The 25,718-nt window shown below is 43.8% G+C and carries 27 protein-coding genes and 1 pseudogene; 13 read left to right on the forward strand and 15 right to left on the reverse strand.

The features are described from left to right. Positions 1-3: 3 nt before the first annotated feature. From ACH9UM_RS01025 to ACH9UM_RS01040, 4 genes are read right to left on the reverse strand one after another with little or no spacing between them, the layout of a single operon-like run. Positions 4-1,695 (reverse strand): lysozyme family protein, encoded by a 1,692-nt coding sequence (locus ACH9UM_RS01025; RefSeq protein ID WP_005333517.1) that lies wholly within the window; start codon positions 1,693-1,695, stop codon positions 4-6. 1 nt (position 1,696) lies between these two features. Then, complete coding sequence (locus ACH9UM_RS01030) at positions 1,697-2,605, reverse strand: hypothetical protein (protein WP_005333520.1); 909 nt, start codon at positions 2,603-2,605, stop codon at positions 1,697-1,699. A 15-nt stretch (positions 2,606-2,620) separates the two neighbouring features. Beyond that, on the reverse strand, positions 2,621-3,331 hold the full coding sequence (locus ACH9UM_RS01035) for a hypothetical protein (RefSeq protein ID WP_005333522.1): 711 nt from the start codon (positions 3,329-3,331) through the stop codon (positions 2,621-2,623). 18 nt (positions 3,332-3,349) lie between these two features. Then, a complete protein-coding gene (locus ACH9UM_RS01040) occupies positions 3,350-3,727 on the reverse strand; it encodes a hypothetical protein (RefSeq protein WP_005333524.1) in 378 nt (125 codons plus the stop codon). A gap of 448 nt (positions 3,728-4,175) precedes the next feature. Between ACH9UM_RS01040 and ACH9UM_RS01045 the strand changes: the two genes are divergently transcribed. The 9 genes from ACH9UM_RS01045 to ACH9UM_RS01085 all read left to right on the forward strand — a co-directional run bounded on the left by ACH9UM_RS01045 (position 4,176) and on the right by ACH9UM_RS01085 (position 11,860). After that, complete coding sequence (locus ACH9UM_RS01045; RefSeq protein ID WP_179960461.1) at positions 4,176-4,487, forward strand: helix-turn-helix domain-containing protein; 312 nt, start codon at positions 4,176-4,178, stop codon at positions 4,485-4,487. Positions 4,488-4,642: 155 nt separating this feature from the next. Further along, positions 4,643-5,356, forward strand: a complete 714-nt coding sequence (locus tag ACH9UM_RS01050; protein WP_005333529.1) for a hypothetical protein — start codon at positions 4,643-4,645, stop codon at positions 5,354-5,356. Positions 5,357-5,441: 85 nt separating this feature from the next. Beyond that, positions 5,442-5,771, forward strand: coding sequence for a DUF1648 domain-containing protein (locus ACH9UM_RS01055; protein ID WP_022415592.1), 330 nt, complete (start codon positions 5,442-5,444; stop codon positions 5,769-5,771). 61 nt (positions 5,772-5,832) lie between these two features. Beyond that, positions 5,833-6,066 carry an LPXTG cell wall anchor domain-containing protein gene (locus ACH9UM_RS01060; RefSeq protein ID WP_005333531.1) on the forward strand — a complete coding sequence of 78 codons (234 nt, stop codon included), beginning with the start codon at positions 5,833-5,835 and terminating at the stop codon, positions 6,064-6,066. A 55-nt stretch (positions 6,067-6,121) separates the two neighbouring features. Then, the gene (locus tag ACH9UM_RS01065) at positions 6,122-6,505 is read left to right on the forward strand and encodes a hypothetical protein (RefSeq protein ID WP_226850873.1); all 384 of its coding nucleotides are present in this window, start codon (positions 6,122-6,124) and stop codon (positions 6,503-6,505) included. A 225-nt stretch (positions 6,506-6,730) separates the two neighbouring features. Then, the gene (locus ACH9UM_RS01070) at positions 6,731-7,405 is read left to right on the forward strand and encodes a response regulator transcription factor (protein WP_005333533.1); all 675 of its coding nucleotides are present in this window, start codon (positions 6,731-6,733) and stop codon (positions 7,403-7,405) included. Continuing rightward, entirely contained in the window at positions 7,378-8,631 is a 1,254-nt protein-coding gene (locus tag ACH9UM_RS01075; RefSeq protein ID WP_005333534.1) for a sensor histidine kinase KdpD, read from the forward strand. The genes ACH9UM_RS01070 and ACH9UM_RS01075 overlap by 28 nt, the downstream gene beginning before the upstream one ends. A 95-nt stretch (positions 8,632-8,726) precedes the next feature. After that, the gene (locus ACH9UM_RS01080) at positions 8,727-9,398 is read left to right on the forward strand and encodes an ABC transporter ATP-binding protein (RefSeq protein WP_172676439.1); all 672 of its coding nucleotides are present in this window, start codon (positions 8,727-8,729) and stop codon (positions 9,396-9,398) included. 5 nt (positions 9,399-9,403) lie between these two features. Beyond that, entirely contained in the window at positions 9,404-11,860 is a 2,457-nt protein-coding gene (locus tag ACH9UM_RS01085; RefSeq protein WP_227338367.1) for an ABC transporter permease, read from the forward strand. 495 nt (positions 11,861-12,355) lie between these two features. Here ACH9UM_RS01085 and ACH9UM_RS01090 read toward each other — a convergent pair whose 3' ends face one another. From ACH9UM_RS01090 to ACH9UM_RS01125, 8 genes are all read right to left on the reverse strand, one after another. Then, positions 12,356-13,279: a S1 RNA-binding domain-containing protein gene (locus ACH9UM_RS01090; RefSeq protein WP_023921587.1), complete on the reverse strand. Its 924-nt coding sequence runs from the start codon at positions 13,277-13,279 to the stop codon at positions 12,356-12,358. Between the two features lie 19 nt (positions 13,280-13,298). Continuing rightward, the gene (locus ACH9UM_RS01095; RefSeq protein WP_022415647.1) at positions 13,299-15,269 is read right to left on the reverse strand and encodes a VirD4-like conjugal transfer protein, CD1115 family; all 1,971 of its coding nucleotides are present in this window, start codon (positions 15,267-15,269) and stop codon (positions 13,299-13,301) included. Next, positions 15,259-16,326 carry a hypothetical protein gene (locus ACH9UM_RS01100; RefSeq protein WP_005333540.1) on the reverse strand — a complete coding sequence of 356 codons (1,068 nt, stop codon included), beginning with the start codon at positions 16,324-16,326 and terminating at the stop codon, positions 15,259-15,261. Before ACH9UM_RS01100 ends, ACH9UM_RS01095 begins: the two co-directional genes overlap by 11 nt. 148 nt (positions 16,327-16,474) lie before the next feature. Beyond that, entirely contained in the window at positions 16,475-17,176 is a 702-nt protein-coding gene (locus tag ACH9UM_RS01105; RefSeq protein ID WP_005333541.1) for a DUF6100 family protein, read from the reverse strand. A 6-nt stretch (positions 17,177-17,182) separates the two neighbouring features. Beyond that, on the reverse strand, positions 17,183-17,710 hold the full coding sequence (locus tag ACH9UM_RS01110; protein WP_005333543.1) for a DUF5697 family protein: 528 nt from the start codon (positions 17,708-17,710) through the stop codon (positions 17,183-17,185). A gap of 328 nt (positions 17,711-18,038) precedes the next feature. Next, positions 18,039-18,887, reverse strand: coding sequence for a MerR family transcriptional regulator (locus ACH9UM_RS01115; protein WP_005333545.1), 849 nt, complete (start codon positions 18,885-18,887; stop codon positions 18,039-18,041). A gap of 132 nt (positions 18,888-19,019) precedes the next feature. Beyond that, entirely contained in the window at positions 19,020-19,550 is a 531-nt protein-coding gene (locus ACH9UM_RS01120) for a hypothetical protein (protein ID WP_005333547.1), read from the reverse strand. Between the two features lie 2 nt (positions 19,551-19,552). Continuing rightward, positions 19,553-20,347, reverse strand: coding sequence for a helix-turn-helix domain-containing protein (locus ACH9UM_RS01125; RefSeq protein WP_243113533.1), 795 nt, complete (start codon positions 20,345-20,347; stop codon positions 19,553-19,555). A 117-nt stretch (positions 20,348-20,464) separates the two neighbouring features. Between ACH9UM_RS01125 and ACH9UM_RS01130 the strand changes: the two genes are divergently transcribed. From ACH9UM_RS01130 to ACH9UM_RS01145, 4 genes and pseudogenes are all read left to right on the forward strand, one after another. Beyond that, entirely contained in the window at positions 20,465-20,701 is a 237-nt protein-coding gene (locus ACH9UM_RS01130) for a hypothetical protein (RefSeq protein WP_400091720.1), read from the forward strand. Between the two features lie 97 nt (positions 20,702-20,798). Then, positions 20,799-21,074 (forward strand): hypothetical protein, encoded by a 276-nt coding sequence (locus ACH9UM_RS01135; protein ID WP_004847351.1) that lies wholly within the window; start codon positions 20,799-20,801, stop codon positions 21,072-21,074. A 277-nt stretch (positions 21,075-21,351) separates the two neighbouring features. Next, a complete protein-coding gene (locus ACH9UM_RS01140) occupies positions 21,352-22,782 on the forward strand; it encodes a MobA/MobL family protein (RefSeq protein WP_004847354.1) in 1,431 nt (476 codons plus the stop codon). Between the two features lie 17 nt (positions 22,783-22,799). Next, a pseudogene (locus ACH9UM_RS01145) lies at positions 22,800-23,184 on the forward strand (TnpV protein). A gap of 245 nt (positions 23,185-23,429) precedes the next feature. Here ACH9UM_RS01145 and hcp read toward each other — a convergent pair. From hcp to ACH9UM_RS01160, 3 genes are all read right to left on the reverse strand, one after another. Next, the gene (gene hcp / locus ACH9UM_RS01150; RefSeq protein ID WP_004847357.1) at positions 23,430-25,070 is read right to left on the reverse strand and encodes a hydroxylamine reductase; all 1,641 of its coding nucleotides are present in this window, start codon (positions 25,068-25,070) and stop codon (positions 23,430-23,432) included. A 79-nt stretch (positions 25,071-25,149) separates the two neighbouring features. Beyond that, positions 25,150-25,341 carry a ferredoxin gene (locus ACH9UM_RS01155; RefSeq protein WP_004847359.1) on the reverse strand — a complete coding sequence of 64 codons (192 nt, stop codon included), beginning with the start codon at positions 25,339-25,341 and terminating at the stop codon, positions 25,150-25,152. Positions 25,342-25,374: 33 nt separating this feature from the next. Further along, a complete protein-coding gene (locus ACH9UM_RS01160; protein ID WP_009242442.1) occupies positions 25,375-25,707 on the reverse strand; it encodes a cupin domain-containing protein in 333 nt (110 codons plus the stop codon). Positions 25,708-25,718: the final 11 nt, after the last annotated feature.

Here is a 25,718-nt window from a genome sequence, read left to right on the forward strand (position 1 = left end):
CCTTTATTTTTTGTCGAAGATCCAGTAGGCATTTGCCGTAGCATGGATTTCCGACATCATATCAAATTCACGGTTAATATAGTTCTTTGCGTCACTGTCATTGGGATCATTGACCAGTACCTTGCCGTTTGCCGTAACACCTCGGAGTACGATGAAGTGTCCGCCGCTGGTGAAAAGTCCTGCCCGCTGAGAGGAGATGACCGGACAGCCTTCGGAGAGTGCCTGAAGTACCGTATTGGCATTGCTGGTCTGTGTGACGCTGCCACAGCCGAAATGACTGGCTGCAGCCTGAAAGTAGCTCCAGTAGGTTCCAACTCCCGGCTTGTAATAGGAATTCCCGCACCATGCCACCGCATCCGGAGGGGTAATGGTATTCCCGGTCAGGTAGCTGGCGATCATGGCAAAGCTGGTAGGCCCGCAGCCGGAAGATGCGATGGAGCCGCCGCCATAAGGAATGTTCCCGTAATCGGTCTGGAGATAGTGCGGAATCTGCATTCCGTTTGCCGGATAGCTTCCGCCGGTATTGGTAATCTGATAATACCGGAGAACATGCTCCACATATTCCTTGTCCCCATACCGGTCATAATGCCAGTTCGGACGGGCACACATCATATCCGAATAAGCAATGGCGTTTTCTTTGGTATAACCGCCGTCACGTTCCATTGCCCAGTCGATATAGCCGGAGCCGTAATTGTAACCCTGAAGCGCCAGCTTGATGCGGTCCAGGTCGGTAGGTCCGGTACATCCTGCTTTATCCAGTGCATACTTTAATTCCTGAATCCCACATTCGATGGAATAAGCAGGATCGGTGATGCCGTTGGGGACATGGGGGTATTTCTTATTAAAGCCGCCTTCTGCCGCCTGCATGGGATCGCTTCCACGCCCGCCGCTTTCCTGCATCATGACTGCCATGAGGAGTTCCACATAAGCTTCCATGCCGTATTTCTGTGCGACCTGCTGGATGGTAGCCCGGTAAGCCAGCACCTCATCGCTGACACCTACCGCCATGGCAAGACCGGAAGCGGAGCCGCCAAAGAACATGGTCAGGTTTTCCACATAACTGTCTGCCGTTTTTTTCTGCTTATCGGTCAGATGAAAGACGTGATCTGCAAAGTAGGCATCTCCGGCATAGCTGACCGTGTATGTATGGCGGGTAAAAGTAACCTTTCTGGGTGGTGCATTTTCCTCTTCCGCCGGAACTTCCACCGTGGCCGTTTCTGAAGTAACGTCATAAGAAAAAAGCCCGTCCTCGTTTTCCCGGATCAGGCTTTTGAGTTTGCTGATATTTATATTTTTATAGTCATCCTGGCTGGCACAAAACTGTGCGATGAGCTGGTTCGCATTTACGATGATACTGGAAGCGTAAGGATCGCTGATAGAGGCAGTATCTCCTTCCGGGAGTCTGGCAATTTCCGCATTGATCTTAGCAAGCAGTGCATCATGGCTTTCCTGAAGCACCTCCACGATTGCCTGATTGGAAGCCCGGATATTTTCACTGATTACCGTGTTGCTGGTCAGTGCTCCGGTATTTTCAGAGAGGTCTCCGAAGACGAGTCCCGGAAGCATGACAAGGAACAGAATGGGAAGCATCAGTACACCGCCGACGGCTGCTCCAGTTTTCGCAAGGGTGCGCCTGTGCCGGAATACTGTACCGATGACAGCAAGAGGACTGCCCATCAAGGCTGTTTTTGGCATGTTACATACGCTCCTTTCGCTGTGGGGCTGGCGGCAGTTTCTGGACAATGGATTCATTGTAGGCTACTTTGCCGCTGCCGGAAGTATATGGTGTTTTTTCGACCGTATCCTGTGCATACTGCTTGTACCAGGTGGAACCATCCACGGACTGTACCGTAGAGTAGGAGCCCTGAGTAGGAGCTGCATACTGGTCGGCATGGTACAGGGCAAAATCCCGGTTTCCGGAGCTTCCGGTTTCGGTACCGGTGATCCTTCCGCCACCGATTTCTACATTATCATAGGAGGAACCGCCGCCCGGATTGATGCCCATATAGGAAGTAAAGGCTTTCTGTGCGTCTGCTCCCTTGATGGAACCTACCTGACCGTAATTTCCCTGTGCAATGTTGCTGATGACCTGATTGGCAAAGTCTCCGCCTTTGTTCAGGGATGACTGGTAGAGCATGTTTCCGATACTGCTGTGTTCGGTATAACCGGTTGCGGAATTGACCGCTTCTCTTTGTACCTGTCTTCCCACTGCCCCGGCAAGCCCGCCGGATAGGAAGCTTCCTGCGACAGCCGCACTTCCGGGAGAAGAGGCTTTGTGGTAGCCGCCACCACCATGGGAACGCATGGAACCGGTCAGGCTCCGTCCTGCAATCAGAAGTTCAGCCATCATGTTTCCTCCGGTATTGCCGACATTGATGCCAAGCGATGCCAGAAAAGAATCAATTTTCTGGGATACCTTTAAAAAGGCAATGGCACACAGGAACCAGACGAAGACATTTCCGGTTACCGCTTCCTTTCCCTGACTGGCAACTGCCGCTTCCACGTCTGCTTCCGTAAGCTCCGCTGCAAAGACCGGCATGGAGCAAAACAGTACCAGACAGGCAGTTAGTACCAGGAATGGTATGAGTTTCTTTCTAAGTTTCATTTTGGTCCTCCTTTCTTATAGGGATAACGGATTGGCAAGGAAGGTGCCGACCATAGAAGTAAACAGCCGCAGGCACCACGCATTCATCAGAAGCAAAAAGAACTGGCCGCCAAGCATCCGGCACCAGCTTTTGAAGATATTTCCGGTTGACTGGCTGGCACCCATGGAAAAAGCTGCCGGGGCTGTGTAGACCAGTACCCCCAGAAGAATATAGCGTTCTGCCGCTTCAAAGAGCAGTTTGATGTAGTTCCACGCCAGAATCAGTACCAGAATCAGTGCAATGATGGCTACCGCCCCATTTGCACAGACTCCCAGGATGACTGTGACTACGGAGTTAAAATCCGCAAATTTTAAAGGCGGCAGGTCTTCCGTCAGAATCCAGTTGTACGGTGTTCCTGAAATCTTCAGGAGCAGATCCACAATATCTTTCGCATAGAAGGTGAGAAAGATAAAGAGGAAGGAACGGATGGACAGCTTAATGGGATCTTCCGCTTCGATACCGGCTCCCATAAAGTAATTTTTAAAGAGCTGCCATACCCAGTTTAAGAGGATCAGCCCGATGCCCAGTGCCAGAAAGACCTGATACATGGTCTCGGCAGCAGGAAAGTAGCGAAGAAACGTATCCATGGAACAGCCCAGAGCACCGAGGACTGAAGTGGTGATCAGATCCAGAATGTTCATGACCTGTTCGGCAATCCATTCCACGATTCCGTCAAGTATTCCCATAGTGGCATCTCCTTTCGTCTATCCGTTCCATTTTCCGCCTGCAAAGAACGGGGTGATGTAAGCCATGATAAAGCCAAGCCCGTTTAAGATCGCCCAGGTAATGACGATACGCTTGAGCCATGCACGTGATTCGTCCACGGTTTTTCCGCTTTTGGAAAAATTCATCATCAGAAGGGCAACCGATGCCGTTACGACTGCAGCAATGGTGGAAATGAGGATAATCTGGTTATAGACATCCTTCATGATCTCATTGGCTTTGGTCCAGATGGTAGCGGCAAAAACCGGCTGTGTGTATCCGCAGAGGACTGTGACAGCCAGAAATGCAGCATACAGGCATCTGCCATAATTGACATGCCGTTTTGTGTCCGGCGGAGCGTTTTTCAGTTTGTGTTTCACGTAAAAGTACCTCCTTTTTATAAGAGCGGCAGGAGAATTACCTCCCCTGCCTTTGCTTATGGTTTTCCTGCCTCAAGAAAGGACGCAGCCCGGTCAATGCAGGCTGCGTCCTAAATCAAAGTATGAAATTGTAAAGATCCTCCTATCTTACAGAAAAAACGCAGCTTATTTGCCGCAGGAGAGGCTTCCCATACGGCAGTGCTGCGTTTCGTTCTGCATATAATTTTGACAATATCAATTTTAACATGGGTAAATTACCGCTACAATCGCAGGACTGTGCCAGTTACAGACGATGGAGTGCCAAAAATGTGACCAACGCTAAAAGCGTTATAAATGCAATCCTTATGGATACTGTAAGCGTGATTTGCAACCAATTATACTGGATTTACATGACTAATGCTTTAAGCGTTAGTGAATACTGGAAGGAGGAGGTGTGCGTGTGAAAGGAATGGGAAAGGCAATCCGCAGGTACAGGGAAGAGGCAGGAATTACGCAGGAGAGACTGGCTGAACTGGTGGATATCAGTACCAACCATCTGGGTGCGATTGAGCGGGAAGTGAAAACACCTACGATGGAAACATTTGTAAAGCTGTTGAATGTATTAGGTGCGGAACCGAATGAAGTGCTGAAGGAAGTGATTCCTCTTACCAGAATGGAACATACTTCTGTAGTGGAAGGAAAGCTGGAAAGGCTCACACCGAAGAAGCAGGAAAGCGTGCTTCGGATGCTGGATGTGATAATTGAAGAGATGATGAAATAGAAGCTGTCTGCGAAATTGCCGCAGGCAGTTTTTTTGAAAGCTGTATATGCAATAAAACACATAAAAATATGCGATTTATGATGAAAGTGATTGCAAGATTTGATATAGTAATCCTAAAAGCATTATAAAACTAATTCTTAAAGGATGACTATAATATGAAAAAGGGATATGTGGGATTATTGGCATGTGCGTCAGGAATTCTGATCGGACTGGGAATCAGCCGGCTGGATCTGACAGGTTATCTTGAAAAAACACAGGAGCAGGAATATCACCCGGTAGAAAGAAAGGTGCCTGAATCAGTAGAAAGCAAGCTGAAAGATCCAAAACAGTGCTGGCTGTGTGGAAGCGATGAACGGAGTATGATGGATTATTTCCGGAAGTTTGACGATCTGGGAGTGATCTGTACCAATCACTGGTATGTGATGGATATGCATATCCGGAATCATGATGAGGACGGGAATCTTACCGGCCCGCAGGGAAACGGGCATATGGGTTATACCGGGACAGGAGAAGGCGGCTGCTTTTTCCATACGGAGCAGATGTCGGATTACGGGATTTCCGAAGTATCGGTGGATTACGGGGAAGATAGTATCTTCGATGTGAAAAAAGTACAGAACCATCTGTGTCAGGAATGCCTGGATAAGCTGGTGGAAAGCATGGAGGTATTCTGTGAGGAAACGCAAAAACCCAAGCCCCGTGATCTGGTACTGGTGGATTTTCAGACATTGGAGCTGTACGCCATTCAGGAGCATAATGCGGGATACTTTATCCGGGATTATTATGTGGAAATTGAGTCGGAGGAAGATGGGGTGGAAGTAAAGGCATTTTACTGCCCGAAGCTTAATAACGGGAAAAAGGATGGAGAATAAATTGAGGTTTGCATTGGTGAGGAGTATAATGTAAGTACGTGTTATGTATTGGAAAAACTTGAATTTAGCAGAAAGAAGGATTGTTATGAAATTTATCAATACTAGAAAATTCACATGGATAATTTGTATAATAGGATTTTTGCTTGCTCTTGTAAGTATATTTTTCTTACCGAGTATTATTCCAGTACATTTTGCAAATGGGATTGCGGATGATTATGGAAGAAAAATACAAATATTTTTATTTCCTATATTACAAGTGCTTATCACTTTTTTGACTGGACGAGAAAAAGTAAAATATTGCCTGACACATTCAAAAACTTTCTTAACGGACATTCAGTTTAATTGGATGATAGATGGTGTACTTTTATTGGTAATGTTTGCAGAAATATGGGTTATCTATGCTTCATTTGCATAGAAATACTTGCATAACAATTTACATTTGATTGAGCAGATAAAAATGATTTGAGGTGGTAGCAATGAAAAAGCGATTGGGAATCATAGCCGGAATTTTAGGAATTGTATTGGCAGTCATTGGCATTGTACTGAAGCAGAAAGAAAACACAGCCGTTTCTGTTATTGGTGGTGCGGATGGCCCGACTTCTATTTTCATAGCAGGGAAGTTAAATGGTGATAATTTTATTTTTATGATTGTAGTTGGAATTATTTTATTGATTTTGGCAGGAGTTATTTTTTACAAACGTAAGCATTAAGTTACAGTTTTTTAGACTGTGTATGGCGGAAGAACCGGGAAAGTGTAGATATATCATGGGGATTTTGGAAAAAAATAAAAAAAGTAAGGGTACAGCGTTTGTCTATGATGAGAATAATGATTACTATAAGATGGAAATAAACGGGATTGAATTTGTCTGTGACAGTATACATTCCGATTATGAGAAGCATGCAGTTGAACTGGCACAGGCGTATGAGAAAAGGCTGCCGGATATCGTGGATTATCTTATGCCGGATATAAAGGAGATGTTTGGAATTACAAATCCAGATGTAATAGCAAACTCACTAGGAAAGCCGAGTATAGATTTGGATAGAGGAACACTGACTTATCTGGAGCACACAATGGACAGCCTACATATTATTGAAATGGAATTTGACGGTATCTTCACGGCATTCTATAACTCCTGTATTGATGGATAGGACTTTAGTAACATAGAGCTGCAGTTGTCTACAGCTTTTATCCAGACTTCGGATGTTACAGAGAAGCAATCAGAAATGGATTGATCGATTTCTGAAGCAGTATCCGGTGAAATCCTTGAACATATGAAGGAAAAGTATGTATGTTAATTTTATTTTTATTGTAGACAAAAGATAGGACTGATATGATAAAAGAACAGGTTATTACAAATAGAGGTGGAGTATTTGATGCAGAAAATATTATTACTGGAGGATGACTTGAATCTAAATCGGGGAATTGCCCTGTTACTTTCACGGGAAGGGTATGAGGTTCGTCAGGTTTATACAATAAAGGAAGCAAAAGAAGCATTTCAAAAAGGAGATTATGCTCTTGTTATCAGCGATATTACATTGCCGGATGGTACAGGACTGGATTTTGGAAGGATGGTACGTGCAGGTGGAGATACATATCTTATCTATCTTACGGCTTTGGATCAGGAAATAGATATTGTAAATGGTTATGATACAGGGGCAGATGATTATATTACCAAACCATTTTCACTGATGGCTTTGGTGTCGAAGGTGAACGCATTGATGAGACGGCTTTCTAAGGTACAGGCACAGATTATGTCTTCCGGAGAGATTACGGTGCATATGAAAACGATGCAGGTGTATAAAGGGGATGAACCAGTTACTTTAAGTAAGAAAGAATTCTCTCTGTTGCTGTATCTCTGGGAGAATGCAGGACAGATTGTTTCAAAAGAAAGTATCCTGGAGCATGTATGGGATATAGACGGTCAATTTGTCGATGATAATACGGTTACTGTCAATATAAGCAGACTGAAGAATAAACTTGGAACAGAAGAGATAGCGAATGTGAGAGGACTGGGATATATATGGACCGGAAAGGTAAACAAAAATTAAAACGGTATTTTATCGTATATGTAATCTTTGCAGTATTTTTTACAGTAGGAATGTATCTGATAACAAAGTATGAGGAAAATGCGAAAGCAACGCAGATAGCACTGCTCCTTGCAGAACATCCTGAACTGGAAGGGGAAATAGTTGCAATCTGGGAAAAGTCAGGAACAGTAGATTTTATAAGAGACCGGGACGATCAGAAGATAGAAAGAGTCGTACAGATGCTGGAAGAAACTTATGGTTATCACTCAGGGAGTGGATCTTCAGATGTGGTTATAAGGATTATCTGGGGAATTGGATTACTAGTGGGAGTCATAGTATGTAGCCTGTTCTTGTACCTGGACCGAAGAAAAAACTGGAGCAGATACGGTGATGAGGAACAATTACAGCAATTATATGAATGTCTGCAGGAATTCAGAAAAGGAAAATTCCAAACATATCCTGAAGAAACATCAGAATCGGAACAATGGTTAAAGGTGTGGGAATCTGTAAAGGAGCTGGGGCAATATTTCGAAGATTTGAAGGAACGTCTGGAGCAGGAAGAAAATGGTACGAAGAGTCTGATTACAGATATTTCCCATCAGTTGAAGACTCCGCTTGCATCACTCCGGATGAGTCATGAGCTGGTGGCAGAAAATCGGGTTACAGGAGAAGAACAGAGGGAGTTTCTGGAGCAGGAATCACAGGAACTTACCAAACTGGAACAGCTCTTGAATGAACTGGTAAATCTTTCAAGGCTGGAAACACATATGATCCAGATACATTCGCTTCATGAAAGCCTGAAGAAAACGCTAACAGAGGCTGTCAGTCAGATTTATATGAAGGCAAGAGGAAAAGATATTTCCATTCAGGTGGAGATGGATGATGATATAGTTGTGAACCATGATTCAAAATGGACGGTAGAAGCATTAACGAATATCCTTGAGAATGCAGTCAAATATTCACCGGAACATACAACGATTACAGTGAGGACGCAGGAGCTAGCAAGCAATGTGCTTATTGAAGTAGAAGATGAAGGAATGGGCATTCCTGCGGAGGAACTGCATAAGATCTATCAGAGATTTTACCGGGGAAGGAAAGCAAAGGAACAGGTAAAAGACGGAGCGGGTGTCGGTCTGTATCTTGCCAGAAAGATCATAGAAGAACAGGGGGGGACAATAGCAGCCAAAAGAAAGGCTGAGAAAGGTATGATATTTAAAGTGACACTGCCGCTCATAATAGGAGAATAGTCGGAACCCTTACAAAACTGTTATGGTTGTTGTAAGGGTTTTGTAATGCAGGAATGTTATAGTAGGGGTATGAAATGGAAAGGGGACTTGAAGATATGAGTAGTATTTTAAAAGTAGAAGATCTAGTAAAGTATTATGGAGAAGGCGAGAATCAGGTGAGAGCCGTGGATCATACAAGTTTACAGATAGAGAGAGGCAAGTTTACAGCTATCGTAGGACGTTCCGGCTCCGGAAAATCTACACTTCTGCATCTGATTGGAGGGCTTGACAGACCGGATTCCGGCAAAGTATGGATTGATGGAACCGATATCTATTCTCGAAAAGATGATAAACTGGCACAGTTTCGAAGAAAGAAGATAGGATTTATCTTTCAGGATTTTAATCTGATTCCATCGCTGAATGTGTGGGAGAATATCGTTCTTCCGCTGGGACTTGATAATCGCAAGGTAAAGCCGCGGGAAGTGGAAGATATTCTCAAAAAAATCGGACTGCAGGATAAGAAAGATGCGATGCCGTCTGCTTTGTCTGGTGGACAGAAACAGAGAACTGCGATAGCCAGGGCATTGGTGACAAGACCGGCGATAATTTTGGCGGATGAGCCGACTGGAAACCTTGATTCCCAGACTGAGCTAGAGGTTATGAGCCTATTGAAAAGCTGCGTGTCGGATTTCGGGCAGACGCTTATCATGATTACCCATGATGAAACGATTGCCCAGATGGCGGATGAAATGATTATCATTGAAGATGGCAAGGCGGTGAGAAGATAATGAAGATGACGACCAGAGTTGCATATTGCAATATGCGGCATTATAAGAGCAAAAACATACTGATTGGAATTGCCATTATCCTGACAACATTACTGCTGTTCGTAATCCCATCAATCGGAAAAGATATGGTGGAAGTGAACTTTGCGGTAATCAATAAGATTTATCCAACATGGCATGCCCTTTATCGGAACGTGGACGAGAGTACAGTTATGAAACTGGCGGCACATCATGATGTGAAAACTTACGGACTCCGCAGCGATGCGGGGTACATGAATCTGGAAGATGCGACGGTTTCCATGATGTATATGGACAGAACAGGGATGGAACTTTATAAAGTGAAGCTGAAAGAGGGGCAACTTCCGCAGAAAGAAAATGATATTGTGGTTTCAAAAGGAATACTGGAAGCATTAGGACAGAATGGGAAAATCGGTGACACTATCACAGTACCTTATCAGATTCTGAAAGATGACGGACTGGATTATACGAAGGAGAAAGACTTTCGAATCTGTGGTTTTTTAGCAGATAATGAGAGCAGCAAAGAACAAAAACAATATACATCATTGGTTTCAGAGGCCTTTCTGAAAGCGGAGATACCGGTAGAACAGGTGAAATATCGGTTTTTACTTCAGGTGAATGGACAGAAAGGAAATACGACTGCAGATTATACAGAGACGATACAGAATATTGCCAGACAGTTCGGGATTTCCGAGGATGACATGAATATTAATAAAGAGTATCTTGCAGCAAATTATGTGGATCCGGCTACAATTCCGGTGATTGTAGGAATCATGCTTATTGTTGTATTGGCGGGCATTATCACAATTTATAGTGTTTATTATGTATCTATGAACCAGAGGGTTCGGGAATTTGGAAAGTTAAAGGCAATCGGGGCTACGAAACGGCAGCTTAGACAAATCGTACTAAGAGAGGGAATGGGAGTGGCGTTGTTTGCCATTCCGATAGGACTTTTGATCGGAACAGTTGCTGTGAAAGTTGTACTTCTCCAGTTTGTAGAACATGCAAAGGATTCAAACGTACTTATAACAGAGGCATACAAGGTTGTAGCTAAAGGAGAAGTCCAACTTTATTATTGGTGGATTTATCTGTTGGCAATTGCAGTGACTCTGTGTACAGTGTATCTGTCACTGATGAAGCCTATGCGTATGGCGGCGAAGGTATCAGAAATAGAAGCTATGCGTTACCAGGGAGGCAGTAAGCGACAGAAAAGCAGCAGGAAGGGATATCAATTTCTGAATATCGGACGACTGACCAAGAGAAATCTTGCAGAGAATAAAAAGAAGAGTACTATCACGATTGTATCTATGGCCGTTACCGGAATATTTGTCATGATGGTAGCAACGGTGCTGTCTTGTGCAAATCCGATGGAAAGTGCAAAGAGTTCGATTGTGGGGCAATATGAGATTTCTCCAATTGTGGAATCCGGGAATAAAGAGCATCCTGAATATGAATGGGCGGAGGTTCAAAAGAATAATCCATTAAATGAAGGACTAAAGCAGCAGATAGAGGAGCTTGACGGTGTTGAGCGGGTAGATGTGTTTACCGCGTTGAAGGTATCAGGAGGACCTTTTGAAGAAAAAATTGGAACCGAATTTATCAATGGAGTGCCGGAAGAATACGCAGAAGAGCTGAAAAAAGGAATCACTGAAGGCAATGTCACATACGAGGAATTGAAATCCGGGGATAAAGTGATTCTGGACCGCGCGCTACTTCACTGGTATCCAGATATTAAAGTGGGAGATAAGCTGAAACTCAATATTCATGATGGAGATAATACCTTTCAAAAAGAGATTGAAGTGGCAGCAATTGGTGAATATGGAACAGGTCTGACAAACTATAACTGTCTTATCATGGCAAAAGAAGGGGCAGAGAAACTTACCATAAATAATTCTTCCAGCTATTTTCAGGTGATTGCAGATAAGGATTATGATGAGGCACTGGAAGCATCTCTACAGGCTATTGTGGATGGATCAGGCAGACTGCAGATGCGTACCTGGAAGAATGAGTACGATACATGGGAAAATGCCATACAGATGACTAGAGGTGCATGTTATGCATTTATCATCATTCTGGCAGCAATCAGCATTATGAACTTGATTAACACAATGATCAATAGTGTCCATGTGCGAAAAAAGGAGCTTGGCATGATGCAGGCAATCGGAATGTCGGACCGTCAGTTGATGAAGATGCTCCAGTTGGAAGGTATATTCTATACAGTAGGCACTCTTATTATCAGTATCGGAGTGGGAAGTCTTGCAGGATATCCGTTGTTTTTATATGCAAAGCGTACAGGAATGTTTGATATCAGCACATACCATTATCCGGTAACAGCAGCTATTATTATAATTTTAACATTGTTTGTGATACAGATGTTATTGGCAATATTCATTGCAAAGTCAGTAAGGAAAGATTCATTGATAGAGAGAATTCGTTTCAGTGAGTAAGAATATAAATTTCTGATGTTTAATGCAGATACTAATCAATGTCATAATAAAAAGGGGGACTTGATTTCTCAAATCCCCCAGTGTATAATGAACTCAAGAAAGGTATTCAGATGCAAAATCTGATGCCCTCAGTTAAATTTTATATTCTATGTATAAGTCATAGCATCCAAAACTTTCCTAGGGTCGTGGATGCTATTTCTTATTATGTCGATCTATATAAGTCAAAGCCGCAAAAATTACCAATAGTAAAGTCAATACTTCCATTGTATTCATGGGCATCACCCTCCTTGGATACTAGAGGGCAAAATCGAAATGCATCCGTCTTTCCGGTTCAGTAATACCGAATCAGTATAACACGTTACCGTTTTCAGTACAATAAGGTAATGGTCTGAAAAATACTTTATTCTGTCACCTTATGTAGCTGTATCGTGAGTATTTGCTGGACTAATTGGTGCTGTATATGAAAAAAAGCTATTTAAAAATAAGGTGGAAGCCTTATATGGTCTGCTTGATGATGCGGGTGATGATGCCGAGGGCAACATTACGCTCTTCATCAATATGCGTCACCACAAAGGATACCTGATCCTTTTTCCCGACTGTCCGGCTGTCATAGCAGGAGTGGGCAATGGCATTGACACCGATGGAGAGCCGGACAAAGACGGTGCCTTTATGGATGTCTTCCACAGTTCCGGCGTATTTTCCCTGAATCTTACATTTTTTCATGTTTTCCTTGCTGGTGTTGCCTTCCACACTTTTGACATCTGCGTGGACAATGACCTGCTCCGGTGAGTCTGCCCGCACATCCAGGATGCGTACCAGGATGTGATCGCCTACCTGGAAGCGTTCTCTGGCATCACCCATCCAGTCGAAGGACAGGTCTCTGGCAAGAATGGAGGTTTCCACACCGAAAATTTCTGCCCGGACTACCTTTTCCGCAACAGCAATGACTCTTGCCTGCACGATACGGTCTTCATAAACTTTCGGCATTCCGGAAGCATCTTTATCCAGATAGAAGATCTGGCGTTTCTTCAGCATCGCTTCTTTCCGGCTGGCGACAATGCTGCGTGTCTTCGGATCTAATCCCTTAATCAGAAAATCAATCTCACATCCAAGCATATTGTTGAGGATTTTGTTCTGCCGCAGAGCAAGCTCCCCATAATCGTGTGCTTCATCCTGCATGAGATGGATCATCATCTCAGTTACTGGGATGACAGTACGGAAATCCTTGTAGTAAACCACGGCAATGAGGCTGCCGTTTTCTGTTTTCTCGATACCGCCAAGCATTCCGGTTAAGATCCGGCGGGTACGGTAGGCATTCTGGATCTCATGCCAGGTAAGGTCTGAAATGGACTGGGCTGTTTCCAGCTTCGCATCGGAATCCAGAGTTAAAATAGGTGTGTTGGTTGTTTCGTTTGGCATCATAGTGTCTCCTTTCAAATTATGACATGATAGAATCTTTATCTAAAGGAACCATGTCTGTGTGATCCGAATAGTTATCTGCTGAGAAGTCATCCGGGAAATCGTGATAGCCAGGTTCCTGATAAACGCTTTGCTGGTCAAAGTGCGGTTCAGCTTTTTTCTTTTTCTGCTTTCCATAAGAAGCGGTTTTTTTCGGGTGGGAAGCAGGAATAGTTGGAGTGTACGTATATTCTTCACTACATGCTCCTTTTCTCCATTCCGGAATATGTTCGGAAGCCTTCCGGGGAATGAGTTTTTGGGCATCCGGGTGCAGGGTGTAATCGTATTTTTCTACCTGCAGTACCTTCTGACCACGCAGGATAATCAGTGCAGTATCCAGCGGGAGCCGCAGGATCTCATCCGGAGTTAAGAGCTTTCGTTTCCCGATGGATCTGGTCTGGCGGTATTCCGGTGTATAATCGGATACCCTCCAGCTATTTAATTGTTTGGCTTCGCTGCTGACACCAACGGTCACATCACCGGAGCGGTTAGAGATAAATGTAGCAGTTACCTCATCCGTACAGCCTAAAAATAGCTGAGTGTCGCAGTTCCCGATGATTTCCTGCCATTGGTTTAAGGGATACCGGTTCTGCATCTGAGGCAGGTTTTGGAAAATGCAGGAAATACTGAGGTTTCGACTTCGGATCACGGAAATCTTTTTGTTGAGCGATAGGATTGCTCCCGTATTCGCCAGCTCATCAGCCAGGATATGTACCGGAACCGGCAGTTTTCCATCTTCCCCATAGGTGTCTGCATAACGGACCAGTTTGATAAATACGAAGGTCATAAACAGGGAAGAAAGAAAATCAAAAGTGCTGTCTTGATCCGAAGTGATGCAGAAGTATGCACATTTTTCTTTTCCCGGCAGCGTCAGGTTGATCTCATCATAGGAAGTGATCTGGCGGATCAGCTTGTTCTGGAATACCTGAAGTCTGGAACCGAGTCCGATGATGACGCCGGAACGTACCGTGTCACTTGCCTGCTTATAGATGCAGTAGGGGACTTTTGCCGGATGGGAGACCGGAAGCAGGTCAAAGAGGCTGTTCAGTTCTTTTTCCGAACTCATGGTCAGGAGTTTGTATACCTGTCCGATATTCTTTGCCTCCGGTGGGAATCCCTGATCCACATAGAGAATCAGAGCTTTTAATAAGTTCATCTCGGCATTGTCCCAGAAGTGATCGCCTTTGGCAGAACCGGTATTCTGGATGATGACATCAGCAAATACCTGTGCCATGGTTTCCTGTCCGCCAATTTCACCCAGACAATTCCAACTATCCGAGTTTTCCGGGTTTACAAGATTAAAGGATTTCACGATATATCCGGCATTCTCAAGGTAAGTGGCTGTACTTTCGTACAATTCCGATTTTGGATCGGTGATGATGAGGCTTTCCCCGCGGGCAACACACTGGAAGATCATGTTGCGTGCAAAGGCCCGGCTTTTCATGGAACCGCTGGCACCGTAAACGGCAATATTCCGGTTCATGCGGGTATCCTTCGGGAGACAAACGGCTTTTCCGTTCAGTTTTCCAAGAATGGTTCCCTTGTGTTTCTTGACATCATTCGTAAGCTCCAGTACCTGATGCATTTCCTCCAAAGTCATAAAACCGGAAGTCCCATAGGTTCCCTTTGTGGAATAATTCAGGTTCCGGCCCCGGTCTGTTATTTCCCCGTTTCGGTCAAATCCCATACGCATGAGAAGGAAGGTCAGGAGTCCAAAAGCTGCCAGACATAGAAAAATCCCATACAGATTGTACGGGAAAGCAGTCAGGGCATCCAGACAGGCGAGCGGGTGCGGGGAGGGGATCTGCGGGGCAGTTCCGTTTCCGGCAAAATTGCCGGCAGATTCCCAGGTCTGATAGTTGCGGATAAATTGAGCAACATAGCCTCCTGCATAGAGGGTGCAGAAGGTGATCGGAAGCATATAAATGAGCTTCCACCATTTACGGTTCATGTAAAAACCCCCTTTTGAATTTGCAAAGGTCAATACTGGAGAAATGGATTGTGGCAGTTAAGTATTTTTTCAGGACCGGAATCTGAAAATCGAAACAGATCAGGTTCCCGGATCTGCCGTATACATTTAAGCCGGTATTGAACCGGTTGATTCGCTGCATGTCAAAATCATAAGCAAGAAGGATGGGGTTCCCGGAAGCATCCGTGGCATCATGTTCCAGTGGAATTGAATCGCTGCGGCAGCCCAGATCGGACAGCAGGAGGTTGTCCAGCTTTTCCATGATCTCAGGGTGAACCAGCAGTTTTAAAAGCACTTCCCCTTCCGGAGTATTGGGAAGGTAATGGAAATGCTCGAAGGAGGTGTCCAGCATAAACAGGCTCTTTTTGTAGCCTCCGGTACTGGTAAACAGCCGGAAAGCCATTTCCATGTCGGTTCCGGTCATGATTGCCCGGATCTGTGGATGTCCGTTGTAAGGGTAGCCTTGCAGGTAATGCTGCAGGAAGGCGTTTAAGCGGACTTCCGTTCGATATTCCCATTTCAGGACTCCGTTTCCCGTGTTATAAAGGACATAGACACATTGCGGTGCCATCAGGATGCCCATGCTGCGGGAGTTCCTAATCTTCGTGGTCTCCGGGCCCAATTCCTTAATTTCTCTGGAAGCGTAAAAAAGAGGAAGGCTTCGCATACCGATGGAACCAGCTTCGCGGTGATTACAGAAGATGTCAGGTTTTACATCCGGATAAAAGGGAATCCCGGCATGAAGGAGTGTCAGATACGTTTCGGCTTTCTGATGTAAGCGGATACGTCGGGATACTTCACTTCGGATGAGGTTCGTCTCGGTATTGCCGGTCAGATAGCACTGGAAGCGTAGCGGCGAGACAGATAACAGCATCTCTTTCGCAGCTTTTGTAAGACGGTAGCCTCTGAGAGCATCCCGGTAGTGGGTACGGATGAGGTGTTCCGCCTTCAAATCCGTAATGAGTTTTTCCGCATAGGAGGCACTTGGGATGAGTCTGTTTAGCTGGTCTGCGGGAAATTCCCCGCACATCCCTATCATTTCCAGTAAGCGGTATTTCGTAGTGTCAGGTCTTATCAAATAAGCATCACCTCAATTCAGTTCTTACCCATGCAAGCCTATACTTGGGTAAATCTCCGGTGGTTTGGAGATAAAAAAAGCAAGAAAACAAAGTTCCCTGCGGTGGTTCTTACCGATGTCGGATTTCTGCCTGAGAAGTCAGGAGATTTTCCGACATGCTTTCGTGATGATTTTTCTGGTTCTGCAGCCATTTCGGAAAGTCAGCTTTTTCCATAACCGATACCAGTGTACAGTCCTTTAAGCCAAGCTGTGTCGTGTAGTAGGAATCACAGAAAAAGCCGCTGTCATCTGTCAGAACATAAGTACAAAGTGTATCCAGAATCTGTTTAAACTCCAGATTGTCATAATCCCGGATACGTCTTTGAGGAAGTTCCCTGTCATATATTTGACTGAAACATATCACGCAGTCACGATAGAGGGGCAGGGCATTTTGTTTTACATACTCCCGAAGCATATAATTAAGCGGTTCATGGAGAAATGCAGTGTTTGTGTGGACTCTTCGTTTCGGAAGCAGTCCGGGAAGCGTAATGGTGAGAATCCCCTGCTGTTCTGCAATCCGCATTCCCTGTGCATCTGCCGCTTTGGGAAGATAAGCTGCTTGATTTGGGGAGAGAGCCGGACAGACAAGGTTACGCATCTGGCAGGCAATCCGCTCCGCCCGAAGAGCAGCACTGACGCTCAGTTCCTCAAAATTTTTATCATAATTCTGGATATCAGTGACCTTCAGAGCGTAAACGGTATTCGTCAGTTTTTGCAGCTCCCCTTCCAGTTTTTCAAGCCGCTGGTAAATGGTTGGTGTATTTTGCGTCATAATAACCTACTTTCTCATGTAGTAACTGACAGCACCGGATTCATTTACAAGGCAGTAAGCGGCTACATCATCAATGGTGATTTTGGCAGCCTGGCTTTCGGATTCTAAGACAATCAGGCGTTTGGAACCATGTGATGGGATACTTTCCATCACATGATTGATCAGAGCCTCCTGTTCTTCACCGATATAGATGATTTCGTATTGTTCATCTTGCGAAAAGAAATTGAGCTTGATTGGAAATTCGCCACTGGTGTGGTATACAACACCTTTCTTAAAATCCAGCAGTACCCAGAAGCATGTAATTATAGCATAGTCAGGATTCTCAGCAGACTGCTGGCTGTCACAAAGAAGGTCATGCTCTTTATCGTAAATGATGCGCCCTTGTTTGATGAGGCTGGTAATCAATGACTTGATAGACTGCTCATGTCGGGAGAAAAGTTGTAAAACCTGGTCATACCTCAGAGTATGGTAAGTGGTAATGAACCGTAAGAGCTTGGCTCCCTCTCCTTGATAGATTTCGTTCCTTGTTTTCATGATTGACTCCCTTCTATATATAATAGGAAACTTTATACATATGGCTGTACGTACAGGATACGTTTGGTATTGTAAGTATAGTGTACGTACAAAGTACATAGAACCTGCTGTCAGCGATTGAATTTACAGGTACAAAAAAAGCACCATCTATGGGTGCTGGAAATAAGGAAAACTATAAGCAATACCTATTGTAGCATGGGTAATTTTACGCTTCAATCGCAGAAGCAGGTCATTTCTGTGCCATTTTCACTGGTTGGCATAAAAAAAGCAGGAAACCATTTTGATTCCCTGCATGGTGTATTGTTGTGCTTTTGTGTAGTTCTAATGATTACTTGTCTTTATAAAATGCTTCGAAAGCTTGTGCGAAGAATTCGGCTGTACCATTGCCGTATTTTTCATCTATCATAGGTTTGATTTTTTCATTACGGTAATATTGAGCCTGTGCAACCATCAGACCGTGTTCTTTCTTTATCTGTGAAAGTTGTTTCATAAGAAAACCGTATTCGGAAACAAGTTCTCTTACTTCAGAAGAATCTGGTGAACATACTTTTTTAGCTGCTAATTTGTATAAAAGATTGTCAAATTGTTGGTTGTAACTTTCTGCAGCCTCTTTGCTAATAGGATTGTTGGCAACAGACAGGAATTGCTCTTTTCCTCCATACCACTCAACAACTTTAGCATAGCCTTTCTGCATTTCTTCTGATGAAACTGTCTTAATATAATGCTTTTTCCATTCTTCAATGCTTCCAAACTCTTTTACAGCAAGTTCTTTCATATTGTCAGGCATATGTTCAAACATAGTTTGGAACATTTCTTCAACTTCCGTTTTACTAAAAATCGCAAAATCCATTTTATTCTCTCCTTTCAGGATATCATCAATGCTGGCAATCAGATGTTCCATACGTTCTTTCTTTGCTACCAACATTTTTCTCTGCATTTGCAAGATCTGGTTCCTTTCAAGAGCAGGATTCTCCAGAACAGCTTTGATTTCTTTCAAAGGAATGTCAAACTCACGGAAAAACAGAATCTGCTGTAATATTTCCAATGCCCTATCGTCATAAAGCCGGTATCCCGCATCACTTTTTTGTGTTGGTTTTAAAAGCCCGATTTCATCGTAATAGTGAAGCGTGCGAACGCTGATACCTGTAAGTTCTGATATTTCTTTGACTGTCCTCATAGTTGCTGACCTCCTGTTCCTGATAAGATAACTGTACGCTATGACGTTCCGTGAGAGTCAATATATATTTTGCATTTTTTAGTATAACATTTTTATGATATTACGAAAAGCCGAGGAGATAGGCGATATGTATTACTCTGGAAAGAACTTGTTGAGCGTATCCAATGTCTCTTTTGCAGTAAATCCCCAAAGGATGGTACTGAGTGCTTCAATCGCAGCCCTGCGTTTCCGGTAATAGGTGCGGTAGGAAATATTGGTGATGTGGTGAGCCAGCTTATCCAATATCTCATCTGTATTTTTCATTTCCTGTGGAGAGAGAAAAGCGTAGTAGAGAATCCAGTAATACTGTTCCCCATGCTTGTGATTGTTCCGGAGGAGATCGATGGATGATTCCAAAAGCTTCAGCATCTGGTTGCTTCTGGCAATACTTTTTGCCCGTTGTTCGATGTCGCTTCCGGTAAGATCAGCCCCGGCAGCATAGATGGAGTCCAGAAATTTGTCGATGTCATTGTCGTATTGGAGCTTAAACTGGTGCTCCATCTGGTGTACGACTACCTTCAGGCTGTAGGTTGCATCCCGGTATCTGCGTAAAAACTGATAGGTGTCGTGAAAACGTGGATCTTCTTCGGGTGAAGGAAATCCCTGTGTATTGCGGTTTGCCATGTCTATTCCCCCCCTTTCAGTGCAGAAGGCTCTGCCACGGCAGGCATCTTTTGGGCAGACTCATCCCCTGGACTTACGGACAACTCAAACCGATAAGCGGCATTTCCGTAGGGACAGATAATATTTAGAGTAAATGTATTAAATATATCTTTGCAGGCTGATAATGGAGATAATATATAGCGGGTTTTGGAGCAGTGGCAACATGGAATCCCTTGTGAATCCAATAGTTCTGCGACTTTTTGCACGATAAATTTCATGTGTGAATCTGGAACGCAGGAATCATTTTTTGTAACGGTGATTTGTGAGTCTGTGACAGTTTCTGAAACGCTAACAGAAGCAGAATCCTCAATAGTGATTTCTTCAGGTACATGGATTGGTAATTGCATCTTCATAGCGATCTCCTCCTTGTCAATCATAACGTCGCTGATATTAAACATCACGGACAGGTAATTGTTGAGATAAATTACGCTTCCGTGTTTTCCTGTAAATGAGATAAGTGTAATGTATTCTTTTTCCTCCAGTTTCTTCAAGAGTCGTGATACCGATGCCTTTGACAGACTCCACCTTTCACCCAGTTCATTAAAGCTGGTAAGGGGATTTCCGGTATTATCCCGGTAATAGACAATGGGACCGGAATCAGATCCCAGGACAGAGGAATCGTTGTAAACTGCATGAATCCACAGATCCAGAATAACATCCATTTCCGAGCATTTTCCAATGCCAATTAGTTCGTGAACTTTGGCAATCGGGAAAAAGAAAAACCCTGTATCTTTTTTACAGGGATAGTTGTATTCCAATACGGTATTGTCTTTGGGCCAGTCTGATATTTTGAATTTGACCAGGCGGTTTTTGCCGAGAAGAGAGTAGGTAATGTAATTCTGCTCTTCAAAAAATCGAAGGATGGACAACGCTTGATGTTGGAAACGGCAGCGAAACCATTCCTGAAGATGAAGGACATTTCTTCTTGGGAAGGTTCAGCAACGGAACTGGTTTCTCTGATAAAGGTAGAAATTCAGCCCCACGTTATTACAAGAAAACTGAACATTCTTTCAGGGAGATTGTATGCAGAACATGGCATTTATTATAAGAACAACCGTACCCATGATGGAAGAAAAATACGGTTTTGGAAAGACGATACGGAAACAGCGTGACAGTTGGTGACAGTTGTGACGGTATTTTTGACAACGGGGGCAGTATTAAAATAACCGTCACAACTGTCACATACCGTCACAGAGAGGATGGGATACGATGAGAAATGTGCAAATATCACAGGAATTATTTATGCAGCTGCTCCGCTTTCATTTGATTGAAGATGAGAGTTGCGAGAAAGAAATTAAGAAGGAGTTGGAGAAAAAATTGGACAAGATGGTCATGCGTGACCTGTTTGGAAAATCAAAAACTGCACCGACAAAGGAAGAACGGGAACGGGCAAGAAAAGAATATCTGGACAGACGTGGAACTGACAAAAGCAGAGGAAAAAACTCTGATCTGGCTTGCCGGATGGGAAGAAAGTACCGTAGATAATCTGCTGTCAGTCATAGAAAAAGCAGCCCGGATACGGGCAGAGAAAAAGGGCGGATACGCCCATAAATCTAAGCATGAGTCCGAGAAGTAATCGGATTTTGTTAAACAAAAACAAGCCCTCGGCGTTTGAGAGCGAAATACACCCATCGCACAAACTTCGTTTATGCTCGGCGTATTTCGCCCTTGCAGGGGGCAAGCCGCCGATAGGCGGATAAGTTCGTAAACAGGTGCCTATGCACCTACTCACAGTAAAGCCGGCGCAAGCCGAGAAAGGAGGATGCTTATAGGCAGACATTCATTTATCAGACAAAGTAAGCTGTCCGATGTGGCAGGGCGTATTGATTATATTTCCAATCCCAAAAGGCAGGAACATCTCTATGCTACCTATCAGACGGAAGGGGCAACACCTGAGTTTTGGAAAAATCTTGCAAGAGAAAATCAGTTGGATTTTAAGGCGAGAGGAACGGCAGGGAAATGTATCGAAGGGCGTGAGTTTATTATTGCACTTCCCGAAAGTTTTGTTCAGTATAGGGCAGATGATGTGGTAAGACTTTTTACGGAAACTTTCCATAAAAGATATGGCGTGGAGTGCAGCGCAGCCCTTCATCACAACAAGACAAAGACGAATTATCATATTCATCTGGTATTCAGTGAACGGAAAATGTTGGAGCAGCCCGAAGTGAAGATTGCCACCCGAAATATGTTTTATGATGAGCAGGGAAAGCATAGACGCACGAAAAAAGAGATTTTAGACGTGCAGGGAAATATCCGAGCTGGGTGCAGTATTATCCCTAAAGGGGAAGTATATGAAAGTCATATCTTCACAAAAAAAGAGGAATGGTTTAAGAACAAAGCCTTTACCAAAGAAGTTAAAGAACTGTTTACCGATACGATTAACTGTTATGTAAAAGAAGAATCAGAAAAACTTTCTGTATTCCAACAGGGCGGTGTTTATCTGGCAATGAAGAAAATCGGAAAGAACAATCCGAAAGCGGAGGAGATAAAGGCAGACAATGCGGCAAGGCAGGAATGGAATCGGACAGTTGATGTGGCATTGGTTGAGGGTGTTCCTGAAGAAGATATTTTGAAGATTAAGCAGGAAAAAATCACAGACGAAACGCTGCAATCTATCAGGACACACGGTTGGCTGCCGGATATGTTCCGTCAGATTATCCGAGGAGCAAAAGACTTTTTACAGGAGGTGATTTTCAAATTTAAGCTGCCGCCAAGAACTGTGCCAAAGATTGACTTGCAGGAATGGAAGGATATGCAGAAGCTCATGTATGAATTACAGGGACAGTCAAGGGAGATAAAACGCACACAACAGGATATTTCTTCTTTGAAAAAGCAACTGTCAGAGTTACGAGGACTATTTAAAGGCAAAGAACGAAAATCTCTGGAAGGGAAAATTGAGCTGTTAGAGGATTTGGAAAAGCGTTTGCACAGGAGTATGGGGCGGATCGTAAAACGGGAAGGTTATCCCAATGTGCAATCCTTTCAGAAGGTTTATAACAAGGCAGAAGAACTGATTATGGAATACAATGAAGAACTGAGAGCGTGGAAAAATCAGACGAAACCGAAGAAAGAGAATCCGTTAGAACAGCCCCAAAAAGCGAGTGTACTGGAAAAATTGCACCGCTATCAGCAGGAAGGCAGGCAGCAACCGAAACGGTCAGTTAAGAAAAAATCTATGGATAGAGAACGATAAGAAAGGTGGAAACGATTATGAAGAAAACAATATTTGAAGAAATGGGCGGCATTTATATCAGACACGGGGATTATCTTATCCCCTGTCTTACCTTGCCGGAGGAAGAAGAACAGAGATTTATCGGTGTATGGGGACAAAGGCATAAACGCTATTTGAAAGAACATAAGAGAGCGGCTTATATTACTCTGCTTACAAGTGGCAGGCTGAATAGTTATCTTGCAGATATAGAAGAACAGGCACAAGAACGCTTTGAAAGGATTGTAGAGCAGATGAAACAGGCGCAGGGGGCAGGGGATTACAGAATAGTTAAAGGCAGATGATACCTTAAAATGGATAGGGAGAATGAGTAATATACAAACGTGTGCGAGGGAGATTGTGGATAATGAGATGATTTATCAATAAGAAAAGGTGTATGGTGGAAAGCAAGTCTGAAAACAAAATGATAATATTAGCTCGTATAGGCAGGATAATATGGATAAATCAAATAATCAAAAGAACTATAAACACGATAACGAATAATATCTAAACAAAATTGATTAGGCGTTGTCAGATTCGAATAACAGACAGAAAACCTCGGATGCCCATTTTACAAGGGTTTCCGAGGTTTCTTTATGCCTGTTGGATCTATTTTTTTGACGGAGTATTATTTATGCGTTAATACCGAAAAACTTCTCCATATCCTCTTCCACGGTGCCAATTCCTGCAATGCCGAAGTTCTCGACCAAGACCTTTGCAACATTCGGGCTGAGAAATGCCGGAAGTGTAGGGCCAAGGTGGATATTCTTCACACCAAGATATAAAAGAGCCAGAAGAACGATAACAGCTTTTTGCTCGTACCATGCGATATTATAGATAATTGGCAGATCGTTAATATCGTCAAGCCCAAAGACCTCTTTGAGTTTCAAGGCGATTACAGCAAGGGAATAGGAATCATTGCATTGACCTGCATCCAGAATACGCGGGATGCCATTGATATCGCCTAAAGACAACTTGTTATATTTATATTTTGCACAACCGGCAGTAAGGATGACAGCGTCCTTCGGCAGAGCCTTAGCAAATTCTGTATAGTAGTCGCGGCTCTTTGCTCGACCATCACAGCCCGCCATAACCACAAACTTTTTGATTGCACCGCTTTTTACAGCTTCTACAACTTTATCTGCCAAAGCCAGAACCTGCGCATGGGCAAATCCGCCGATGATTTCACCGGTTTCGATTTCACTCGGAGCGACACATTTTTTTGCATGCTCAATAATCGCAGAAAAATTTTTTTGTTCGCCAATTTCTCCCGGAATATGTGTACATCCCGGATATCCCGCAGCGCCGGTAGTGTAAAGTCTGTTTTTGTAACTATCCTTAGGAGGAACAATGCAGTTGGTTGTCATTAGAATAGGACCGTTAAAGGATTCAAATTCTTCTTTTTGTTTCCACCAAGCATTCCCATAATTACCAACAAAGTTAGGATATTTTTTGAAAGCGGGATAATAATGAGCTGGCAACATCTCGGAATGCGTATACACATCCACTCCAGTTCCCTGTGTCTGTTCTAACAGCATTTCCAAATCGCGCAGGTCGTGGCCGGATACCAGAATGCCGGGGTTCTTTCTGACACCGATATTTACCTTTGTAATTTCGGGGTTTCCATAGCTGTCTGTGTTAGCCTTATCCAGCATTGCCATACCGGATACTCCGTATTTTCCTGTTTCCATTGTTAGAGCAATCAGATCTTCTACACTAAGGTTGTCATTCAGCGTGGCAGCCAGTGCTTTCTGAAGAAATGCGTCAACTTCATCGTTGTCCTTCAACAGCACATTTGCGTGCTTCGAGTAAGCGGAAAGTCCCTTCAAACCGTAGGTGATTAACTCGCGCAGAGAGCGAATATCCTCGTTTTCGGTAGAAAGAACACCGACAGTTCTGGCTTTTTCTTCCCAGTTTTCAGATCCGTTCCATTTTGCGGCTTCAGGCAGAACAGTCAGATTGGTAACTTGCTTTAGCAGAACTTCCTTTTCGGTCAGTGTAGCACGGATTCTTGATTCAATGCTCTCTTTATCAAAATTTGCGTTGGTAATGGTAGTGAACAGATTCAGAGTAATCAAGTGATTGATTTTGGCAGATACCTGCTTACCTTCCTGACGCAATGCAGTCGTAATAGCCGAAATTCCTTTTGTGACATAGACCAACAGATCCTGCATGGCCGCTACATCAGGTTTCTTTCCGCATACGCCGGACATGGTGCAGCCCTTGCACCCGGCGGTTTCCTGACACTGATAGCAAAACATTTTTTGTTCCATAATATACCTCCTAAAAACTATTAAAATTTGAAATAATGTGGTTTCTTCTCAATCAAAAAAGCATATAGACGCGTTTGAATTAATCTTCCCAGGCGATTGCAGACACAGGACACGAGTCGATGGCCTCCTGTACAGCACCTTGATTTTCAGCGTTTGCTGGTTGATACGCTTCCGCCTTTCCCTGCTCGTTCATACGGAAAACTTCGTCGCAGATCCCACAGCAAAGCCCACAGCCAATGCAGAGATCCTTATCTACTTTTGTTGCTTTCATAAAATCACCTTCCTTTGTCAATTTTGCGTTTGATTAAAATACAACTACTAAAAGCATCTTGAACGCTTCCTGCCCATATACCGCATGGGGATGGCCTGCTGGCATGACAATAGATTCTCCTTCGTGCAGCAGATATTCAACGCCATCAATCGTGATTTTTCCGATACCATCCAAGCAGGTGACGAAGGCGTCCCCACCCGATTCATGGGTGCTGATCTCTTCGCCCTTTGCGAATGAGAACAGGGTAATACTTACTGCCTGGTTTTGTGTCAAAGTTTTGCTGACAACCTGCCCCTCCTGATAAGAAATTTGTTCTCTCAGCGTCAGTACTTCTGATTGAGCAATGTTTTTCATTTTTTTACTCATAGTATCTCTCC

The organism is Mediterraneibacter torques, from assembly GCF_044591705.1.
Taxonomy (GTDB): Bacteria; Bacillota; Clostridia; order Lachnospirales; family Lachnospiraceae; genus Mediterraneibacter; species Mediterraneibacter torques.

Bases quoted from the DNA above. Each gene is read 5' to 3' on its own strand.
- ACH9UM_RS01080 (WP_172676439.1), top strand. From the start codon at position 8,727: ATGAGTAGTATTTTAAAAGTAGAAGATCTAGTAAAGTATTATGGAGAA.
- ACH9UM_RS01060 (WP_005333531.1), top strand. From the start codon at position 5,833: ATGAAAAAGCGATTGGGAATCATAGCCGGAATTTTAGGAATTGTATTG.
- ACH9UM_RS01050 (WP_005333529.1), top strand. From the start codon at position 4,643: ATGAAAAAGGGATATGTGGGATTATTGGCATGTGCGTCAGGAATTCTG.
- hcp (WP_004847357.1), bottom strand. From the start codon at position 25,070: ATGGAACAAAAAATGTTTTGCTATCAGTGTCAGGAAACCGCCGGGTGC.
- ACH9UM_RS01075 (WP_005333534.1), top strand. From the start codon at position 7,378: ATGGACCGGAAAGGTAAACAAAAATTAAAACGGTATTTTATCGTATAT.
- ACH9UM_RS01025 (WP_005333517.1), bottom strand. From the start codon at position 1,695: ATGCCAAAAACAGCCTTGATGGGCAGTCCTCTTGCTGTCATCGGTACA.
- ACH9UM_RS01115 (WP_005333545.1), bottom strand. From the start codon at position 18,887: ATGAGGACAGTCAAAGAAATATCAGAACTTACAGGTATCAGCGTTCGC.
- ACH9UM_RS01055 (WP_022415592.1), top strand. From the start codon at position 5,442: ATGAAATTTATCAATACTAGAAAATTCACATGGATAATTTGTATAATA.
- ACH9UM_RS01120 (WP_005333547.1), bottom strand. From the start codon at position 19,550: ATGGCAAACCGCAATACACAGGGATTTCCTTCACCCGAAGAAGATCCA.
- ACH9UM_RS01140 (WP_004847354.1), top strand. From the start codon at position 21,352: ATGCTTATAGGCAGACATTCATTTATCAGACAAAGTAAGCTGTCCGAT.
- ACH9UM_RS01110 (WP_005333543.1), bottom strand. From the start codon at position 17,710: ATGAAAACAAGGAACGAAATCTATCAAGGAGAGGGAGCCAAGCTCTTA.
- ACH9UM_RS01070 (WP_005333533.1), top strand. From the start codon at position 6,731: ATGCAGAAAATATTATTACTGGAGGATGACTTGAATCTAAATCGGGGA.
- ACH9UM_RS01085 (WP_227338367.1), top strand. From the start codon at position 9,404: ATGACGACCAGAGTTGCATATTGCAATATGCGGCATTATAAGAGCAAA.
- ACH9UM_RS01035 (WP_005333522.1), bottom strand. From the start codon at position 3,331: ATGGGAATACTTGACGGAATCGTGGAATGGATTGCCGAACAGGTCATG.
- ACH9UM_RS01160 (WP_009242442.1), bottom strand. From the start codon at position 25,707: ATGAGTAAAAAAATGAAAAACATTGCTCAATCAGAAGTACTGACGCTG.
- ACH9UM_RS01135 (WP_004847351.1), top strand. From the start codon at position 20,799: ATGAGAAATGTGCAAATATCACAGGAATTATTTATGCAGCTGCTCCGC.
- ACH9UM_RS01095 (WP_022415647.1), bottom strand. From the start codon at position 15,269: ATGAACCGTAAATGGTGGAAGCTCATTTATATGCTTCCGATCACCTTC.
- ACH9UM_RS01030 (WP_005333520.1), bottom strand. From the start codon at position 2,605: ATGAAACTTAGAAAGAAACTCATACCATTCCTGGTACTAACTGCCTGT.
- ACH9UM_RS01100 (WP_005333540.1), bottom strand. From the start codon at position 16,326: ATGATAGGGATGTGCGGGGAATTTCCCGCAGACCAGCTAAACAGACTC.
- ACH9UM_RS01130 (WP_400091720.1), top strand. From the start codon at position 20,465: ATGTTGGAAACGGCAGCGAAACCATTCCTGAAGATGAAGGACATTTCT.
- ACH9UM_RS01155 (WP_004847359.1), bottom strand. From the start codon at position 25,341: ATGAAAGCAACAAAAGTAGATAAGGATCTCTGCATTGGCTGTGGGCTT.
- ACH9UM_RS01105 (WP_005333541.1), bottom strand. From the start codon at position 17,176: ATGACGCAAAATACACCAACCATTTACCAGCGGCTTGAAAAACTGGAA.
- ACH9UM_RS01090 (WP_023921587.1), bottom strand. From the start codon at position 13,279: ATGCCAAACGAAACAACCAACACACCTATTTTAACTCTGGATTCCGAT.
- ACH9UM_RS01045 (WP_179960461.1), top strand. From the start codon at position 4,176: ATGGGAAAGGCAATCCGCAGGTACAGGGAAGAGGCAGGAATTACGCAG.
- ACH9UM_RS01065 (WP_226850873.1), top strand. From the start codon at position 6,122: ATGGGGATTTTGGAAAAAAATAAAAAAAGTAAGGGTACAGCGTTTGTC.